The organism is Blastococcus sp. SYSU DS1024 (genome assembly GCF_054050795.1).
In genome coordinates, this window is sequence record NZ_JBJHAA010000005.1 from 84,336 (window position 1) to 101,511 (window position 17,176).

Here is a 17,176-nt window from a genome sequence, read left to right on the forward strand (position 1 = left end):
GGGCGGTCGGACCGCCTGGGGAGGGCGGGTGGTGCGGACGGCGGTGTCCGCGCGGGTCAGCGGGTCGGGCGAGGGGGTGCCGGCAGCCCGGCGGTGAGGGCGTCCCAGGCCTCGTCGACGAGGTCGGGCAGCGAGGCGGTGAAATCCGTGGCCAGCCACCGCTGCAGCGACACCCGCATGGCGCAGGCCTGCACCGAGGCCAGCAGGGTCGGGTAGACGTCGGCGTCCACCCGGGTGCCGGTGCGCTCGGCGATCGCCGCGGCGAGCGCCCGCTCGGACTCGCCGAACGCGGCGACCAGCCGCTGGAGAAGCGGGGGATGGGCGTCGATCACCGTCATGCGCAACGGCCACAGCGCGGACTCGTCGGCCATCCCCCGCGCCCGCTGCCGGTGGACCGCGCGCAGCGCCTCGACCGGGGTCTCGGCGGCCGGGCGATCGGTGAAGTCGGAGGCGACCTTCGTGAGGTCCGCGGGGTCGAGCCCCACCACCGCGTCGACCTTCGTGGCGAAGTAGTTGAAGAAGGTGCGGGGGGAGACCTCGGCGCGGTCGGCGATCTCCTCGACCGACACGGTGTCCAGCCCGCGCGCGGCGACGAGTTCGAGGGCGGCCCGGTGCAGGGCCAGCCGGGTGGCGAGCTTCTTCCGCTCGCGCAAGCCGTCGGTCACATCGTGGAAGCATGCACGATCAATGCACGAACTGCAAGTTTGCACACCGTGCAGCGTGTGGTCGGCCGGACGTCACGCCCGCCCGCCGGAGGCAGGTGGCCCGGTCAGCCCGCCGCGACCTTCGCCGGAACGCGGATGAGGTTGTCGTAGCGGTCGGTGCGCGACTGCTTGTCGGCGTACATCCGCTCGTCGGCGCGGCGGACCAGGTCCTCCACCGAGCACGGCTCCCGCGGGTCCCACAGCTCGGCGCCGATGGAGAACCGGAGCTCGAAGGCGGCGCTGGAGCCGGCGTTGAAGGAGTCGAGCGCGTCCTGCACCCGCGACCGGGCGGTGGCCGCGTCCGCGCCGTCGCCGAGGAGGACGACGAACTCGTCACCCCCCAGCCGGCCGAGGACGTCGCCGGACCGGCACGCCGCCCGCAGCACCGCCGCGGCCGAGGCGATGGCCCGATCGCCCTCCTCGTGACCCAGGACGTCGTTCACCTGCTTGAGGCCGTCGAGGTCGAGGAAGACGGCCAGCCGCGTCTCGCCGGCCCGGGCGGCACGGGCCAGCTCCTGCTCGGCCAGCTCGAACCAGCCCCGCCGGTTGTGGATCCGGGTGAGCTCGTCGGTCGAGGCGATCACCGCCATCGCCTGTTCCCGGCGACGGCTCAGCACGACCAGCGCGGTGCCGGTGGTGAGCAGCAGGGCCAGCACGAGCAGTTGGCTGCGCAGGCTGGCCCGCTCCAGGTGCCCCTGGAAGGCCTCGCGCGTCTGCACGCTGAACACCAGCCAGCTGGTGCCGTCGACGCGCTGCCAGGCGCTGACGTGGTCGGTGCCGCTCTCGTCGGTGTCCACGATGCCGTTCCCGCCGCCGGTGCGCGCGGCCGCCAGCACCTCGGGGTAGGGCAGCGGGGCCCCGATCAGCTCCGGCTCCGGGGCGCCGACGACGAGCCCGGCGGCGTCGACGATCCAGCCCTCGCCCTCCCCGGCGGTGAAGTACTCGGTGGTGGTCTCGCGAGCCGACCAGAAGCAGACGAACAGGCCGTTGCTCCCGTCGGACAGCCGCACCGGGGCGCCCAGCGCGAGGGCGGGCTCGGCGCCGATGGTCACGATCCCGGACAGCGGGACCTCGCCGGCTGCCGGATCCCGGACCGCTGCGACCAACGGCTGGAACCCCGGGTCGGTGGGGGAGGCGGCGTCGCCGGTGGGCGCGTAGGACGCCACGATCTGGCCGCGGGTGTTGAAGACGGCGGCACCGAGGTCCATCGCGCCGCCCGAGGTGACGACGGTCTTCCGGATCCGCGCCGCGTCCTGTTCCGCAGCCGGCCCGTCCGTGGGCGTGGCGCTGAACGGCGGGACACCGGACTGCTCCTGGACCGTCATGACCGACGCCAGCTGCACGAAGCCGTCCCGCACGGTCTGGGCCGTCAGCTGACCGAGGACCGCCACCTGCTGGACGCGGTCCTCCCGGTGCTGCTCGATGGCGAGCGCGCCGGCCGCGTGCGTGGACACCAGCCCGAGCACGCCCATCACCCCGACCAGCAGGCCGGACACCACGAGGGCACCCCGGCTGCGCCGTCCCCCCGAGCTGGTGCTCGTGCTGTCGTATGCCACCTCGCGCCCCTTTCGGCCGACGCAGTCCCATCGGGCGTTCCCGGCCGACCTTGAGCTCCGCCGCGGCCTGCGGGTGCCGGCCACCTCGTACGGGTGAGCCGGCACAGGCCGGCCGGCGGACGACCTGCCCGCGAGCCCGGCGGGTGGCAGGCTCGGGTCCGTGACGCGCGTGGGCCTGGTGCTGGGCGGGGGCGGTGTCGTCGGGCAGGCCTACCACTCGGGCGTGCTGGCCGTGCTGCAGCACGACGTGGGCTTCGACGCGCGGACGGCCGACATGATCGTCGGGACGTCGGCCGGCTCGATCACCGGCGCTCTCCTGCGGCTGGGCGTCGCCGCCGAGGACCTCGCCGCGTGGACGGTGAAGGCACCGCTGTCCGGCGACGACGTCGTGCTCCGGCAGGTGGCCGAGGCGTCGGTGCCCGAGCTCGCGCCGTTCCGGCCCTGGGAGCTGGTGCGCCGCCCGTTGCGGCCTCCCGGGCGGCACATGGTGCAGCGGGCGCTCACCCGGCCGCTGCGGTTCCGTCCGCTGGCCGCGGGCATGGCGCTCATGGCGCCGGGGCGACGCGACGTCGTGGAGCAGCTGGCGGCGCTCCGGGAGCTGGCCGGCCGGGGATGGCCCGACCGCGACCTGTGGGTCTGCGCGGTGCGCCGGCGCGACGGCCGCCGTGTCGTGTTCGGCCGGCCCGGTGCGCCGGAGGCGCCGCTGCACCTCGCCGTCGGGGCGTCGTGCGCGGTGCCGGGCTACTTCGCCCCGGTGGCGGTCGGGGGGCACGACTACGTCGACGGCGGGGCGCACTCACCGACCAACGCCGCCGTCCTGCGCGGGCAGGGGCTCGACGTCGTCATCGTGGTCGCGCCGATGAGCGGACCCACCGGGTGGCGGCCCGGCGTGTTCCCGGCGGCCCGCCGCTACTCCGACCGGTTGCTGCAGCGCGAGGTCCGGGCGCTGGAGGCCGACGGCGTCGCGACGGTCGTCTTCCGGCCCGGGCCCGCTGAGCAGCAGGTGATGGGCAACGACATGATGTCGCGGACCCGGCTGGACGAGGTCGTGCAGCAGTCGTTCCTGACGGCGGGGGCCCACGCGGCCCGGCCGGGGATCGCCGAGCTGCTCCACGCGGCCGCCGGCCGCGGCTGACCCCCGGTCAGAACGCGGCGTCCAGCTGGGCGAGCAGCGTGGGGCCGTCCCAGGTCGGCGGGGGCATGATGCGCCGGATGGTCAGCAGCGGGTACGCCGGGTCCTGGGGGTCGGCCAGCTGGAACGCCGCCCGGTAGCCGGCCGCTGCCACGCGTGGCAGCGCCTCCGGCGACCACATCCCGTGCGGGTAGGCCAGGACCTCCACCGGGTGCCCGAGGAGCTCGCTCAGCTCGGCGCGCGGCCGGTCCAGCTGCGTCGCCCACTCGTCGCCGGTCAGGCGGTCGACCCGCTGGTGGTCCCAGCTGTGCGCACCGATGGTCATGCCGGCCCGGTCGAGGTCGCGCAGCTGCTCGGCGCTCAGCCAGTCCGGCTTGCCGAGGACCACGGTCATCGGGAAGAAGGCCGCCGGGTAGCCGAACTCCCGGAGCACGGGGAGGGCGACCGAGTGGTGGGTCGCCGAGCCGTCGTCGAAGGTGAGCACCACCGGCCGGTCGGGGAGCGGTGCGCCGAACTGCAGGTGGTCCAGGAGCTCCGGCACGCCGATCGGGGTGCGGCCACCGTCGCGCAGCGCCTGCAGCTGCGCCCGGAAGACCGCCGGCGGGGTGATGATCGTGCGGGCGTACGCGCTGTCGCCGGCGCGGAACTCGCGGAGCTGGTGGAAGCAGAGCACCGGCACGGTGGAGCGGGCCAGCACCTCCTCCGCCGTCGCCGGGGTCGGCGGCGCGCTCGTGGGAGCCGCTGTGCCCGTCGGGGGCGTGTCCGGCGCGGATGTGCGGGCGGTGCGACCGGTCGGCGTGGCCGACCGGTCGGCGGCCGGGCTGGAGCAGGCCCCCAGCAGGGTGGCCCCGGCCGCGGCGAGGAACGTTCGTCTGCGCACGGCCCCACCCTCGCGGGGGGCCGCCGCCGGGGCAAGGAGGCCACCCGCGGACCCCCGCTGACGGGTGGCGCCGGCGGGCACCTACCGTGCTCGGGGCGTGCCCGGGGCGGGCCGGGGGGCGAGGAGGTGCGGAGCCGGATGGGAGATCTCCTCCCGGGTGGGCTGCTGCCCGAGGGGCTCACCGGTGGCGTCCTCCTGCTCCTGCTGGTCGCCGCGCTGACGGCCGGGTGGATCGACGCCGTGGTCGGGGGCGGCGGTCTCGTGCAGCTGCCCGCGCTGCTGCTGGTCCCGGGGATGAGCCCGGTGCAGGCGCTGGCCACCAACAAGCTGGCATCGGTGTTCGGCACCACGACCAGCGCCGTCACCTACTACCGCCGGGTCCACCCCGATCTGCGGACCGCGCTGCCGATGGCCGGCGTGGCCCTGGTGGGCAGCATCGCGGGGGCGTCGGTGGCCGCGGCGCTCCCGGCCGCGGTGTTCAAACCGGTCATCGTCGTCGCGCTCGTCGGCATCGCCGCCTTCACCCTGCTCCGGCCGTCGCTCGGCGAGGTGACGGAGCTGCGGCACAGCGGGCGACGGCACCACGGCCTCGCTGCGGCGGTCGGGGTGGCCATCGGGTTCTACGACGGCGTCCTCGGCCCCGGGACCGGCTCGTTCCTCGTGTTCGCCCTGGTGTCGCTGCTGGGCTACGACTTCCTGCACGCCAGCGCCAAGGCCAAGATCGTCAACGTCGCCACCAACCTGGGCGCCCTGGTCTTCTTCGTGCCGTACGGGGCGGTGTACTGGGGCCTCGGGATCCTGATGGGTGCGGCCAACATGCTCGGTGGCTACCTGGGCTCCCGCACGGCGACCACGCGGGGCAGCGGCTTCATCCGCGTGGTCTTCCTCGTGGTCGTCACGGCGTTGATCGGCCGGCTCGGCTGGGACGTCTGGGTCGAGAACCTCCGCCCGCTGGTCGGCTGAGCCGAGCGCCCGCCCGGCTCCGGCGCCGCGCGGGCTCGTCCCGGCCGCTGGTCCGGGCGTGCTCCCATGCCGACGGCATGCCGTGGACCGTGCAGCCTGCCCGGAGCACCGGCCGGGAGCAGCGTCGGCACCGTGCACTCTGCCCGTGGATCCCGGTGGTGCGGGTCGCTAGCGTCCCTCTGGCAGCCACCGCCGACCGGGGAGTTCCGCCGCATGCTCGTCGTCCTCGCACCGGACTCCTTCAAGGGAGCCTCGTCCGCCCCCGACGTGTGCAGGGCGTTGGCGCGCGGCGTCCGCGCCGCCGCACCGCAGGCCACCGTCCGGGAGGTCCCGATGGCCGACGGCGGGGAGGGCACGCTCGACTGCCTGCTCGCCGCCTGGGGTGGCGCCCGCGTGGAGCTGACGGCGACCGGTCCGCTGGGCGCACCCGTGGCCGCCCACTACGGGCTCAGCAGCGATGCGACCACCGCCGTGGTGGAGGTCGCCGTCGCCTCCGGCCTCGCGCTGGCCGGTGCCTCGCCCGACGCGGGCCGGGCGAGCTCCCGGGGCACCGGCGAGCTGGCCGCCGATGCCCTTCGCCGGGGTGCCCGCGAGATCGTCGTCTGCCTCGGCGGGAGCGCCATGACCGATGGTGGAACGGGGCTGCTGCGCGCACTCGGGATGAGGTTCCTCGATGCCGAGGGCCGCGAGCTCGCCGAGGGCGGCGCCGACCTCGTGCGGCTGGCGTCGATCGACGAGGGCTCCCTCCTGCCAGGCGCTCGTGCGGCCCGGTGGCGCCTGGCCTGCGACGTGACCCTGCCCATGGTCGGCCCCACCGGCGCCGCGCACGTGTTCGGGCCGCAGAAGGGTGCCGGCACCGCGCAGGTGGAGCACCTCGACGCCGGGCTGCGCCGGCTGGCCGAGGTGCTCCACCGCACCTACGGCATCGACGTCGCCGCGTTGCCGGGTGCCGGTGCGGCGGGGGGGACCGCCGGGGGGCTCGTCGCGGCGCTGGGCGGGCGCATCGAGCGGGGCGCCGAGCTCGTCGCCGACGTGGCCGGCCTCTCCGGGGCCCTCGAGGCAGCCGACCTGGTGCTCACCGGCGAGGGGCGCCTGGACGAGCAGACCGCCCACGGCAAGGTCGTGGCGGTGGTGGCCACCCGCGCCCGGAACGCGGGCGTGCCGGCGGTGGCGCTGTGCGGCCAGGTCGTGCCCCCGCTGGATGCCGTGCACGCGGTCGGCCTGTCCGCCGCCTTCAGCATCGCCGACGGACCGCGCGAGCTGGACGCGATGGTCGACGGCGCATCGGCCCTGCTGTCCGCCCGGGCCGAGCAGGTCGTCCGGTTGTTCGCCTGCGCCGCGCAGGCGCCGTCCCCCGGGAAGGCGTGACGACGAGGCGTCCGGTCCCTACCTGCTCGTGCTGCCGCTCGCCTCGATCGTGCTCACCGGGATCACCGTCACCGCGGCGCCCGGCCTGCTCCTGCGCTGAGGGCGGGGGACGGCGGCGCCGCCCCCCGCCGGGCGGTCAGCGGTCCCGCCGGGCCCCCCGCTGCCGGGTGCGGCGGAGGAGGCGGCCGCCGGCCGTGGCCGGCGGGCCCTCCGTCGGGAGCGCGAGCGAGCCGGCGGCGCACCGCAGCTCCGTCTCGAGGTCGCACCGTCGGCGCTCGAGCTCGGCCACGTCGGCCAGCAGCGCGGCACGGCGGTCGGCGGCCTCCTGGTCCTGGCGGTCCCGGAGCGCCGCCGCCGCGTCGTCCGCGCGCCGGCGTTCCTCCCGGGCGGTCGCCAGCATCCGGACGACCTCGTCCCGGCCCTGCAGCCGCAGCTGGGCCACGTCGGCCGCGGCCTCCTCCCCGAGCCGGGCGGCCCGGTCGGCGGCGCGCTGCTCCACGGCGCGCGCGTCCGCGGCGCGGGCCTCCGCCTCCGCCGCGGCGTCCCGGCGGGCCTGCTCGGCGGCGTCGACGACCCGTTGCGCCGCCGCGACCATCGCCTCGGCCCGCGCCCCGGCGACGGCGATCGTCTCGCCGGCACGCGCCCGGGCATCCGCCAGCTCGGCCTCCGCGCGGGCCGTGAGCTCCGCTGCCTGCGCGCGGGCGGCGGCGCGCAGGGCCCCCGCCTCGGCCGTGATGCCCTCGGCCTGGTCGGCCGCGGCAGCGAGCATCGACCCGATCCGGTCCGACAGCCGCAGGAACTCGCCGCCACCGGCGGAGTGGTCGAGCAGCTCACGGGCCTCGTCGAGGGCGGCCTGGGTCTGCAGGCAGCGGGCGAGCAGGTGTTCACGCTCCCGGTCGGCGGTGGCGAGCTCGTCCTCCGCCCACTGGACGTAGGTGTCGACCTGGAACCGGTCGTAGCCGGCCAGCGCCCGGCCGAACATCGGCGCGGCCCGGAAGAGGGTGGGCAGGTCGCCGGAGACGTTCGGCCGGGCGCGCTCGGCCGGCGGTGCGCTCACGACGCCCTCGACAGCCCTGTGGTCCTGCATCGCAGTGCTCATCCCGCCGCCGACTCCTGTGCTCGTCCGGTGACCATCGCCCGACGCTAGGTCGGGGGAGCGGCGACCCGCTCGTCCACCGCGGGGCCCGTCACCCGCCCGGGTGGGGTGCGCCCCCGGTCCGGCCGTCGCCTCCGGTGGCCGTCGCCCTGCGTGACGTCCCCCGCAGGGGTGACTCCGGCCGCGCGGGCGTTCACCGCCGGCCGGGAAGGGGCACACCGTGGCGCATGGCAGCGCCCAGCCCCACCCGCGCCCCCGGCAGCATGACCGTCGACGTCCTGTTCCAGTGGGAGGTGCTGGCCACCGTCGTGCTGGTGGCGGCCGTCCTGGCGGTCGCCGCCGTGGTGGCCCTCTCGGCCGCCCCGGGAGCGAGCGACCGCACCGAGTGGCAGCGCTGGCTGGCCGCGCGGTCGCGGACGGGTGCCGCGCCGGGCGAGCCCCGCGCTGACGGCTGACCCACCGCGCCGAGGCGCGAGGTGCCCGGTCAGGCCGTGTCGAGCACGATCTTGTACTGACCGGCCCGGGGCTGGATCGCCGCCGTGAAGGCGGCCTGGGCGTCGTCGACCGGGTGGACGTCGCTGACGTAGACGTCGCGCAGTTCCGGGTGCGCGGCGAGGTAGGCGCCCGCGTCCCGCAGCACCCGGGCGCGCTCGAGCGTGACCCCGGCGCGCAGGGTCAGGTTCTTCCGCAGGAACGTGATCATGTCCAGCGGGTAGACCGGGTCGTCGGGGATGCCGAAGTAGAGGAGCTCGCCCCCCGGTGCGACGGCGGCCAGGCAGTCCTGCAGCGTCGTCACCTGGTGGCCGACGGCCTCGACGACGACGGCGGGCCGGTCGGCGTCACCGAGGGTCGACGCCCACAGGCTCGCGCCGGCGATCACGGTCTCGTCCACGCCGAAGACGTCGGCCACGGCGCTGCGGTCCACGCGGTCGACGCCGACGACGTGGCCGGCGCCCCGCTGCGTGAGCACGTGGCTGAACAGCAGCCCGATGGGCCCCTGGCCGACGACGGCGACCGTCTTCCCCCGCAGGTCGCCGAGCTGCTCCGCGGCGTAGAGGACGCAGGCCAGCGGCTGCAGCATCACGGCCGTGGTCGGCGCGAGCGCGGGGTCGTAGCCGGCCAGCCCCTCGCCATCGGTGACGACCAGCTCGGCGATCCCGTCGAACGCGGATGCCCAGCCGACGACCAGGTCACCGGGGGAGTGCGCGGGGTGCCGGCTCGCGACGACCTCGCCGACGACCTCGTGCAGCGGGAAGCCGGGCGCCCTCGTCGCCCGGGCCGCCGGGTCCGCGGCGTGCAGGAAGGGCGCGCCCTTGAAGAACGGCAGGTCGCTGCCGCAGATCCCGCCGGCCTTCGTGGCGAGCAGCACCTGCCCGGCGGCGAGGTCGCCGGCGCGCGGGGCGGCGACCTCGACCCGCTCGAAGGTGAACGGTCCGCTCAGCCGCTGGGCCCACACGTCGCCTCGCCTCCCATCCCCCCGGTCCGCCGCGATGCGGCCGTCCGGGAAGTGAACCAGCGCACGGCACGGGGCGCACCGGGACACCTCCGGGGCACCGGCCGCAGCCCGGATCGGCGCCCCCGGGATACTGGACCGGTCGCGCACGCGCGGCGACGCGTCGGCGCACCGGGCCGGCGGTTCCACGGTGGAGGAGGTCCCGGACGTGCCCAGAGCGCTGCTGCTGGAGAACATCGACCCGGTGGCGACCGAGATCCTCGGTGCCGCCGGCTACGAGGTCGAGTCCCTGCGCGGCGCCCTGGACGAGGCGGACCTGATCGCCGCGCTCGACGGCGTCGAGGTGCTGGGCATCCGGTCGAAGACCCAGGTGACCGCCGAGGTGCTGCGCCGCCGCCCCGGCCTCGTGGCGCTGGGGGCCTTCTGCATCGGCACCAACCAGATCGACCTGCCCGCGGCCGCGGCGGCGGGCGTGGCGGTGTTCAACGCGCCGTTCTCCAACACCCGCAGCGTGGTGGAGATGGCGATCGCCGAGATCATCATCCTGGCCCGGCGGCTGGTCGACCGCGACCGCGCGCTGCACGCCGGGACCTGGGACAAGTCGGCCGCCGGCAGCCACGAGATCCGCGGTCGGACGCTCGGCATCGTCGGCTACGGGAACATCGGCAGCCAGCTCTCGGTCCTCGCCGAGGCGCTCGGCATGCGGGTTCTCTTCTACGACCTGGAGGACAAGCTGGCGCTCGGCAACGCGCAGCGCTGCGACACCCTCGACGAGCTCCTCGAGCGGTCGGAGACCGTCACCCTGCACGTGGACGGGCGCGGCGGCAACGCCGGAATGTTCGGCGCCGAGCAGTTCGCCCGCATGCGGCCGCGCAGCCTGTTCCTCAACCTCTCCCGCGGCTTCGTCGTCGACCACGAGGCGCTGCGCGAGAACATCCTGAGCGGGCACATCGCCGGGGCGGCGGTCGACGTCTTCCCGCACGAGCCGCGCGAGCAGGGGGACGAGTTCACCTCCGCCCTCCGCGGCCTGCCCAACGTGATCCTCACCCCGCACGTCGGCGGCTCGACCCAGGAGGCCCAGCACGACATCGGGCGGTTCGTGGCCGGCAAGCTCGTCGACTACACCGCCACGGGGACGACGACGCTGAGCGTCAACCTGCCCACGGTCGTCCTGCACAGCACCTCCGCCGACCGCTTCGCGCTGCTGCACCGGAACGTCCCTGGCGTCCTGGCGCGGGTCGACGCGCTCGTCGGCGAGCACGGCCTCAACGTGGACGCCCAGGTGCTGGCGACCCGCGGGGAGCTGGGTTACGCGGTCACCGACGTCAACGCCCCGCTGCCGGCGGACCTGCTCTCCGGGCTCGCCGCCCTGCCCGAGACCGTCCGCCTCATGCGGTTCGGCCCCCGGGCGGACTGACCCCCGCGCGATCTGGCCGGGGGACCGGCACCTCGGTACGGTCGCGGCGTGCGGCTTCCCGACGGTCTCGTGGCCGTGGTGAAGCGCGACTGCCCCACCTGCGTCCTCGTCGAGCCGGTGCTGCGGCAGCTCGGCGCCGCCGTCTGGTGCCAGGACGACGCGGGCTGGTTCGACGGCGACGACACCGAGCTCGAGCTCTCCTACCGGCTGGGCATCGAGACCGTGCCCACGCTGCTGCGGGTGCAGGACGGCGAGGAGACGGCCCGGGTCGTGGGCTGGAGCCGGGAGCAGTGGCAGCAGCTGACCGGCGTCCAGGAGCTCGGCGCGGGGCTGCCCGAGCACCGGCCGGGGTGCGGATCGCTCTCGGTGGACCCCTCCCGCGTCGACGCGCTGGAGGCCCGGTACGGCGGCAGCGGGCTGGCCAGCCGGCGGGTCGAGCTCGCCGAGCTGGAGGACGAGCACGAAGCGCTGTTCGACCGCGGCTGGACCGACGGGCTCCCCGTCGTCCCGCCGACGCCGGAGCGGGTGCTGCGGATGCTGCGCGGCACGACCCGCGACCCCGGGGAGGTGGTGGCAGTGGTGCCGCCGGACCTCGTCGAGTGCACGGTCGAGAAGGTGGCCGTCAACGCGGTGATGGCCGGGTGCCTGCCCGAGCACCTGCCGGTGGTGCTGGCCGCCCTGGAGGCCGCCGCCGCCGCGGAGTTCGCCCTGCACGGGTTGCTGGCGACGACGTACTTCTCCGGGCCGCTGGTCGTGGTGAACGGGCCGGTGGCCGCGCGGATCGGCATGAACAGCGGGGTCAACGCCCTGGGGCAGGGCAACCGCGCCAACGCCACCATCGGCCGCGCCCTGCAGCTGGTGGTCCGCAACGTCGGTGGTGGCCGCCCCGGCGAGGTCGACCGGGCCACGCTCGGCAACCCCGGCAAGTTCACCTTCTGCTTCGCCGAGCGCGAGCACGACAGCCCGTTCACCCCGCTGGCCGCCGACCGCGGCGTTCCCGGTGACGCCGTCACCGTCTTCGCCGGGTCGGGCGTGCAGCCGGTGGTCGACCAGCTCAGCCGCGACCCCGGCTCGCTGGCCCGCACCTTCGCCGCCTGCCTGCGCGTCAACGCCCACCCCAAGCTGCCGATGGCGTTCGACGCGATGCTGGTGGTCTCGCCCGAGCACGGCCGGGTGTTCCGTGACGCCGGCTGGGACCGCGCGCGGCTGCTCGCCGAGCTCGAGGCCCTGCTCACCCTGCCCGCCGACGAGTTGGTGCGCGGTGCCGGTGGCATGGCCGAGGGGGTGCCGGCCGGTCTGGCCGGGGCCGACCTGCCCAAGTTCCGGCCCGGTGGCCTGCTGGTCGCGCACGCCGGCGGCGACGCCGGGTTGTTCAGCGCGATCATCGGTGGCTGGGTGGCCGGGGAGACCGGGAGCGCCCCGGTGACCAGAGAGGTGCGCGCATGAGGACCGTCCTGGACCCGACCGGCGAGGAGCGGGCGACCGCCCGCGAGCTGCTGCCCCGCCCCGCCTCGCTGCGCGGCCGCAGCGTGGGGCTGCTCGACATCAGCAAGGCCCGCGGCGACGTCGTCCTCGACCGGCTCGCGGAGCTGCTCGCCGCCGACGGGGCGGTGGTGCGCCGCTACCGCAAGCCGACCTTCGCCCGCACCGCACCGGTGGACCTGCGGCACGAGATCGCCGAGCAGTGCGAGGTGGTGATCGAGGCACTGGCCGATTAGGGCTCGTGCACGTCGTGCAGTGTGCACGACATCGCCGACCTCGAGCGCCGCGGCGTCATCGGGGTCTTCCTCGCCAGCGAGGCGTTCGCCGAGGCCGCCCGGGTGCAGGGCGCGGCGCTGGGTTTCCCCGCGCCCTGCGTCCTGGTGCCGCACCCGGTGCAGGACCGCACCGACGCCGAGCTGCGGTCGGCCGCCGAGGCCGCGTACCCGGCGGTGCTGGCCGCCGTCACCTCCGCGGGGTGACGCCGGCGGCCCGCGCTGCCAGGGTGGGCCGATGACCGAGATGCCGATCAGCCGCTTCCCGCTCCGGTCCGCCGACGAGCTGCCCCCCGACCTCGCCGAGCGCTACGCGGAGGTCGAGGAGAAGTCCGGCTTCCTGCCCAACGTCTTCGCGGCCCTGGCCTGGCGGCCGGACGAGGCCCGGGCGTTCTTCGCGATGCACGACGCGCTGATGGACAAGGAGACGCCGGGGCTGTCGAAGGCCGACCGCGAGTTGATCGTCGTCGCCACCAGCGCCGGCAACGACTGCCTGTACTGCGTCGTCGCGCACGGCGCCGTCGCCCGCATCCGCACGAAGGACCCGCACATCGCCGACCACGTCGCCGTCGACTGGCGCAAGGCGCCGTTGTCGCCGCGCATGCACGCCGTGCTCGCGGTGGCCACCCGCCTCGCGGCCGACCCGGCGGCGGTCACCGCCGAGGACCTGGCGGGTCTCGCCGAGCACGGGCTGACCGAGGACGACGTCTGGGACGTCGGCATGATCACCTCCTTCTTCGCGCTCTCCAACCGGCTGGCGCACTTCGCGGCGATCACCCCGAACCCCGAGTTCTTCCTGATGGGCCGGCTGCCGCGGGGCGCCGAGGCGCCGCCCGCCTGACGCACGGCCGGCGCGCTACGGTCCGCCGGTGACCGCTCCGACGACGACCGTGCTCGCCGACGACCTCGGCTTCCCGGAGGCCCCGCGCTGGCACGGGGGCCGGCTGTGGTTCTCCGACTTCCACGACCGCGTGGTCCGCCGGATGCCCCTCGAGGGCGGCCCCGAGGTGGTGCTGGAGCTCGACGACAGCCCGTCGGGGCTGGGCTGGCTGCCCGGCGGTGACCTGCTGGTCGTCTCCATGGTGCGGCGGGCCCTGCTGCGGGTGGGCGGTGACGGCACCCGGGTGCACGCCGACCTGACCGCGGTGACCCGGTTCCGGGCCAACGACCTGGTCGTCGACGCGGCCGGTCGCGCCTACGTCAGCAGCTTCGGCTTCGACCTCGAGGGCGGCGGCGCCCCGGCGGCGACCGACCTGGTCCGCGTCGACCCCGACGGCTCGGTCTCCGTCGCCGCCGGGGACGTCGTCTTCCCCAACGGGATGGTGCTCAGCCCCGACGGCCGCACCCTCGTCGTCGCCGAGACCTACGGGGCACGGCTCACCGCCTTCGACGTCGCGCCGGACGGCTCGCTGTCGGGCCGGCGCGTCTTCGCCGAGCTGCCCGGGGTCGCCCCGGACGGCATCTGCCTCGACGCCGAGGGGCAGGTGTGGGTGGCCACCGCCCGCACCCCGGAGGTGCTCCGCGTGCGCGACGGGGGAGAGGTGACCGCCCGGGTCGAGGTGGGCAGCGGCTCGCTCTCCTACGCCTGCGCGCTGGGCGGGGACGACGGCCGCACCCTCTTCGTCTGCACGGCTCCGAGCTGGCGCCCGGGTCCGCGCGCCGGGCGGATCGAGGTCGCCCGGGTGGCGGTCGGCGCCGCGGCAGCAGGGTTTTCCCCGGAGGACGTCGCCCCGGGTTGAGCCGCGCCACCGGACGTCGAGCCGCGCCGTTGCACGGCTCGACGTCCGGTGGTGCGGCTCGACGTGCCGTTCCAGCGCGGGGCGCCGCCCCTCGGTCGCGGGCGTCGCACCGTGCGCGCAGGATCGGCGAGGCGGCATCGGGTGGTCGACGACAGGGGAGGGCCGGGATGGTGGGCAGCGAGGCGGAGCTGCGGCGGCGGTGGTCGGAGGGCCGGGCCTGCCACGGGCTGTGGAGCGTGCTGCCCGGGGTGGTGACCGGTGAGCTGCTGGCGCGCGCCGGCGCCGACTACGTGGTCGTCGACCTGCAGCACGGGGCCACGGCCGAGGCCGAGCTCCCGGGCGTCGCGGCGGCGGTCACGGCCGCGGGCTCGGTGCCGCTGGTGCGCACCCGCAGCTCCCTGTTCCCCGACATCGGGCGGCCGCTGGACCTGGGTGCGCGCGGCGTGATCGTGCCCAACGTCCGCGACGCCGGCCACGCGCGCGAGATCGTCGCCGGTTGCCGGTACGCGCCCGCCGGCGGGCGGTCCATCGGGCGGCTCTCCGGCGGTGCCGACGAGCCGCTGGTGATCCCGATGGTGGAGACGGCGTCCATGCTGGACGACCTCGACGCGGTCCTCGGCGTCGAGGGCCTGGACGGGCTGTACGTCGGCCCCGCGGACCTCGCGCTCGCCCTGCAGCTGACCGGTGAGGACGACCGGAGCGAGCTCCGCTCGGTGCTGTCCTCGATCATCGCCCGGGCGCGGGCGGCCGGCGTGCCCGTGGGGGTCCACGCCCGCAGCGGCGAGGAGGCGGCCGGCTTCGCCGCGGAGGGCGCCACGGTGGTGACGGTGGCCGTCGACGCCGTCCTGGTGGCCGAGGCCGCCGCGCACCACCTCGGCGTCGCCCGGGACGCCGGCCACGGCTGACCGCGCCCGGGGCGACGGGCGGGGGACCCCGTCACCGGTCGAGCGACGAGCGCCCCGACGATCCGCCGTCCGGTCACCCGAACGCGGCGACGGTCCGGTCCAGGAAGTCGTTGCGGAAGGCGCCACGCGGATCGAAGCGGCGGACCAGCTCGCGGAACGCGGGCATCCGGGGATACAGCGAGGCGAGCTCGTCGGCACCGGTGGTGAAGAGCTTTCCCCAGTGCGGTCGGGCACCGTAGGGGCGCAGCGCCGCCTCGATCTCGGGCAGCAGCGCGCGGACCCGCGCTTCCTGGGGCAACCAGGTGAAGTGCACCGCCAGGACGTCCCCGCCGGTGGCGGGGCTCAGCCACAGGTCGTCCGCCGCCACGGTGCGCAGCTCGCTCACCTGGAGGAGCGGGGCGATCCTCGGCGCGAGGGAGCGCAGGGCGTCGCAGGCCTGCTGCCCGTACCGGCGGGGGACGAAGTACTCGCTCTGCAGCTCGTCGCCGTTGCTGGGGGTGAAGCCGGTGCGGAAGTGCGGCAGCCGCTCGTGCCACTCGCCGGGTAGGCCGAGCTGATCGGTGAGGTTCTCGACCGGGGTGCCCGGCAGCATGTGCGTCGGCTCCGTCGCGGCCCGGGCACCGAAGAACTCCTCCGGCACGACGTCGTGCTCGTCGGTGCGCGCCTTCACCCACACCTGCGTCACCTCGTGCCAGTCGGTGAACACGCTGACGCTGTAGGCGGCGTCGGCCACCGCGTCGAAGTCGGCGAACAGCCGGTCCCAGGTCAGCCCGACGAAGACGGTGGTGCCGACCTGGAAGGTCGGCTGGAAGCGCAGGGCGATCCGGGTCACCACCCCGAGCGCGCCGAGGTGGACGACGGCGCCGGCGAGGTCGGGGTGCCCGGGCCCCAGCGTCTCGAGCTCACCGTCGGACCGGACGAGCTCCAGACCGGCGACGGCGGTGCTGAGCGAGCCGTTCCGGTTGCCCGACCCGTGGGTTCCGGTGGCCGTGGCGCCCACGACGGTGATGTGCGGCAGGGAGGCGAGGTTGTGCAGCGCGAAACCCTGCTCGGCCAGTCGGGGCACCACCTCGCTGTAGCGCGCGCCTCCGGGGATCCAGGCGATGCCGCCGCCCTCGTCGCTGCGCGGTTCGACCACCACCTCGCCGGGGAGCGCGTCGAGGGCCACCAGGTCGGCGGGAGTGTCGGCGATGTCGTTGAAGCAGTGCCGCGAGCCCAGCGCCTTGACCCGGTCACCGGCGGCCACGACGGCCCGGAGCTCGTCGAGGCTGGTCGGCCGGTGCAGCCGCGCCGCCCGGTAGGAGACGTTCCCGGCCCAGTTGGTCCCCGGCCCGTCGGTACCGGCCGGGGCAGCGGACGACATCTCGTGCATGCTCACTCGCGATCTGCTCGGGGGAGGGCGGCCGGGCAGCCCGCCGGAGGAGTCGATGATGCTCGACGCGGGTCGGGTGCCCTCCCGCCGCCCCGCGGACGGCCCGGGGTGCCCCGGCGTGCGCCGGCTCGCCGGCACGGTGTGGCAGGCTGCTCCGGCCCGGTTCTCTCGGAGGTGGCATGCCAGGCGCGGAGCAGGAGCAGCTGCCGGTCACCGACCGGGGCCGGCGGACGCGGGCCGCCCTGCTGCAGGCCGGGCGCGAGCTGTTCGAGGAGCGCGGGTTCGCCGACGTCCGGATCGACCTGGTGGCGGAGCGGGCCGGCGTCTCGCACGGCACCTTCTACACCTGGTTCGACTCGAAGGAGTCGTTGCTCCGGGCGATCGTGGCCGTCGTCGTCGAGGACGTGTTCGCCGCGACGACCGTCGGCTCGCGGCTGCCGCCGGACGACCCGTACGGGCGGATCGAGGCGGCCAACCGGCTCTACCTCGGCGCCGTCACCCGGCACGCCCGCATCCTCCGGGTGCTCGACTCGCTGGCCGACACCCGTGAGGAGTTCCGGCGGCTGCGCGTCGACGTCCGCGAGGCGTTCGTGCGCCGCGGGATGGAGGGCCTGCTGCGGCTGCAGGAGCTGGGGCTGGCCGACCGGACGCTTCCGCCGCGGGCCACGGCCAGCGCCCTCGGCGCGATGGTGGAGTCGTTCGCGCACCTGTGGCAGGACCCCGTGGAGGACCTGGACGAGGACGCCGCCGTGGAGGTCCTGACCCGGCTCTGGGCCGGGGCGATCGGCCTGCCGCCCGCCGTCTGGCCGGACCGCGCGGCCGGTCGCCCCGGCTGAG

The 17,176-nt window shown here is 75.9% G+C and carries 16 protein-coding genes and 1 pseudogene; 11 read left to right on the plus strand and 6 right to left on the minus strand.

What is annotated here, in order from left to right; all coding sequences use genetic code 11:
• Positions 1–56: 56 nt before the first annotated feature.
• Positions 57–665 carry a TetR/AcrR family transcriptional regulator gene (locus ACI79S_RS06565; RefSeq protein WP_456592634.1) on the minus strand — a complete coding sequence of 203 codons (609 nt, stop codon included), beginning with the start codon at positions 663–665 and terminating at the stop codon, positions 57–59.
• 104 nt (positions 666–769) lie between these two features.
• A complete protein-coding gene (locus ACI79S_RS06570; protein ID WP_456592635.1) occupies positions 770–2,260 on the minus strand; it encodes a diguanylate cyclase in 1,491 nt (496 codons plus the stop codon).
• Positions 2,261–2,420: 160 nt separating this feature from the next.
• Here ACI79S_RS06570 and ACI79S_RS06575 point away from each other — a divergent pair, with 160 nt between their 5' ends.
• The gene (locus ACI79S_RS06575; protein ID WP_456592636.1) at positions 2,421–3,395 is read left to right on the plus strand and encodes a patatin-like phospholipase family protein; all 975 of its coding nucleotides are present in this window, start codon (positions 2,421–2,423) and stop codon (positions 3,393–3,395) included.
• A gap of 7 nt (positions 3,396–3,402) precedes the next feature.
• Here the strand turns inward: ACI79S_RS06575 and ACI79S_RS06580 are convergent, their stop codons facing one another.
• The gene (locus ACI79S_RS06580) at positions 3,403–4,272 is read right to left on the minus strand and encodes a polysaccharide deacetylase family protein (protein ID WP_456592637.1); all 870 of its coding nucleotides are present in this window, start codon (positions 4,270–4,272) and stop codon (positions 3,403–3,405) included.
• A gap of 138 nt (positions 4,273–4,410) precedes the next feature.
• Here ACI79S_RS06580 and ACI79S_RS06585 point away from each other — a divergent pair, with 138 nt between their 5' ends.
• Together ACI79S_RS06585 and ACI79S_RS06590 are read left to right on the plus strand one after the other, a co-directional pair.
• A complete protein-coding gene (locus ACI79S_RS06585) occupies positions 4,411–5,235 on the plus strand; it encodes a sulfite exporter TauE/SafE family protein (protein WP_456592638.1) in 825 nt (274 codons plus the stop codon).
• A gap of 213 nt (positions 5,236–5,448) precedes the next feature.
• Positions 5,449–6,603, plus strand: a complete 1,155-nt coding sequence (locus ACI79S_RS06590) for a glycerate kinase (RefSeq protein WP_456592639.1) — start codon at positions 5,449–5,451, stop codon at positions 6,601–6,603.
• A 136-nt stretch (positions 6,604–6,739) separates the two neighbouring features.
• Here ACI79S_RS06590 and ACI79S_RS06595 read toward each other — a convergent pair whose 3' ends face one another.
• Complete coding sequence (locus tag ACI79S_RS06595; protein WP_456592640.1) at positions 6,740–7,702, minus strand: hypothetical protein; 963 nt, start codon at positions 7,700–7,702, stop codon at positions 6,740–6,742.
• Positions 7,703–7,926: 224 nt separating this feature from the next.
• Here ACI79S_RS06595 and ACI79S_RS06600 point away from each other — a divergent pair, with 224 nt between their 5' ends.
• The gene (locus ACI79S_RS06600; protein WP_456592641.1) at positions 7,927–8,154 is read left to right on the plus strand and encodes a hypothetical protein; all 228 of its coding nucleotides are present in this window, start codon (positions 7,927–7,929) and stop codon (positions 8,152–8,154) included.
• Between the two features lie 29 nt (positions 8,155–8,183).
• On the opposite strand, the gene ACI79S_RS06605 is transcribed toward ACI79S_RS06600, so the two are convergent.
• Positions 8,184–9,155, minus strand: coding sequence for a zinc-binding dehydrogenase (locus tag ACI79S_RS06605; protein ID WP_456592642.1), 972 nt, complete (start codon positions 9,153–9,155; stop codon positions 8,184–8,186).
• A gap of 205 nt (positions 9,156–9,360) precedes the next feature.
• Between ACI79S_RS06605 and serA the strand changes: the two genes are divergently transcribed.
• The 6 genes and pseudogenes from serA to ACI79S_RS06635 all read left to right on the plus strand — a co-directional run bounded on the left by serA (position 9,361) and on the right by ACI79S_RS06635 (position 14,967).
• Entirely contained in the window at positions 9,361–10,569 is a 1,209-nt protein-coding gene (gene serA / locus ACI79S_RS06610) for a phosphoglycerate dehydrogenase (RefSeq protein ID WP_456592643.1), read from the plus strand.
• Positions 10,570–10,617: 48 nt separating this feature from the next.
• Entirely contained in the window at positions 10,618–12,015 is a 1,398-nt protein-coding gene (locus tag ACI79S_RS06615; RefSeq protein ID WP_456592644.1) for a thioredoxin family protein, read from the plus strand.
• Positions 12,012–12,530, plus strand: a pseudogene (locus tag ACI79S_RS06620) (UGSC family (seleno)protein). Before ACI79S_RS06615 ends, ACI79S_RS06620 begins: the two are co-directional and overlap by 4 nt.
• Positions 12,531–12,561: 31 nt before the next feature.
• Entirely contained in the window at positions 12,562–13,164 is a 603-nt protein-coding gene (locus tag ACI79S_RS06625) for a peroxidase-related enzyme (protein WP_456592645.1), read from the plus strand.
• Positions 13,165–13,192: 28 nt separating this feature from the next.
• On the plus strand, positions 13,193–14,062 hold the full coding sequence (locus tag ACI79S_RS06630) for an SMP-30/gluconolactonase/LRE family protein (protein WP_456592646.1): 870 nt from the start codon (positions 13,193–13,195) through the stop codon (positions 14,060–14,062).
• A 167-nt stretch (positions 14,063–14,229) separates the two neighbouring features.
• A complete protein-coding gene (locus ACI79S_RS06635; protein WP_456592647.1) occupies positions 14,230–14,967 on the plus strand; it encodes an HpcH/HpaI aldolase family protein in 738 nt (245 codons plus the stop codon).
• A gap of 73 nt (positions 14,968–15,040) precedes the next feature.
• Here ACI79S_RS06635 and ACI79S_RS06640 read toward each other — a convergent pair whose 3' ends face one another.
• Complete coding sequence (locus tag ACI79S_RS06640; RefSeq protein ID WP_456592784.1) at positions 15,041–16,339, minus strand: D-arabinono-1,4-lactone oxidase; 1,299 nt, start codon at positions 16,337–16,339, stop codon at positions 15,041–15,043.
• Between the two features lie 179 nt (positions 16,340–16,518).
• Here ACI79S_RS06640 and ACI79S_RS06645 point away from each other — a divergent pair, with 179 nt between their 5' ends.
• The gene (locus ACI79S_RS06645; RefSeq protein WP_456592648.1) at positions 16,519–17,175 is read left to right on the plus strand and encodes a TetR/AcrR family transcriptional regulator; all 657 of its coding nucleotides are present in this window, start codon (positions 16,519–16,521) and stop codon (positions 17,173–17,175) included.
• The last annotated feature ends 1 nt before the right edge of the window (position 17,176 follow it).

Bases quoted from the DNA above. Each gene is read 5' to 3' on its own strand.
- ACI79S_RS06595 (WP_456592640.1), bottom strand. From the start codon at position 7,702: ATGAGCACTGCGATGCAGGACCACAGGGCTGTCGAGGGCGTCGTGAGC.
- ACI79S_RS06635 (WP_456592647.1), top strand. From the start codon at position 14,230: ATGGTGGGCAGCGAGGCGGAGCTGCGGCGGCGGTGGTCGGAGGGCCGG.
- ACI79S_RS06585 (WP_456592638.1), top strand. From the start codon at position 4,411: ATGGGAGATCTCCTCCCGGGTGGGCTGCTGCCCGAGGGGCTCACCGGT.
- ACI79S_RS06640 (WP_456592784.1), bottom strand. From the start codon at position 16,339: ATGCACGAGATGTCGTCCGCTGCCCCGGCCGGTACCGACGGGCCGGGG.
- ACI79S_RS06600 (WP_456592641.1), top strand. From the start codon at position 7,927: ATGGCAGCGCCCAGCCCCACCCGCGCCCCCGGCAGCATGACCGTCGAC.
- ACI79S_RS06590 (WP_456592639.1), top strand. From the start codon at position 5,449: ATGCTCGTCGTCCTCGCACCGGACTCCTTCAAGGGAGCCTCGTCCGCC.
- ACI79S_RS06625 (WP_456592645.1), top strand. From the start codon at position 12,562: ATGACCGAGATGCCGATCAGCCGCTTCCCGCTCCGGTCCGCCGACGAG.
- ACI79S_RS06645 (WP_456592648.1), top strand. From the start codon at position 16,519: ATGCCAGGCGCGGAGCAGGAGCAGCTGCCGGTCACCGACCGGGGCCGG.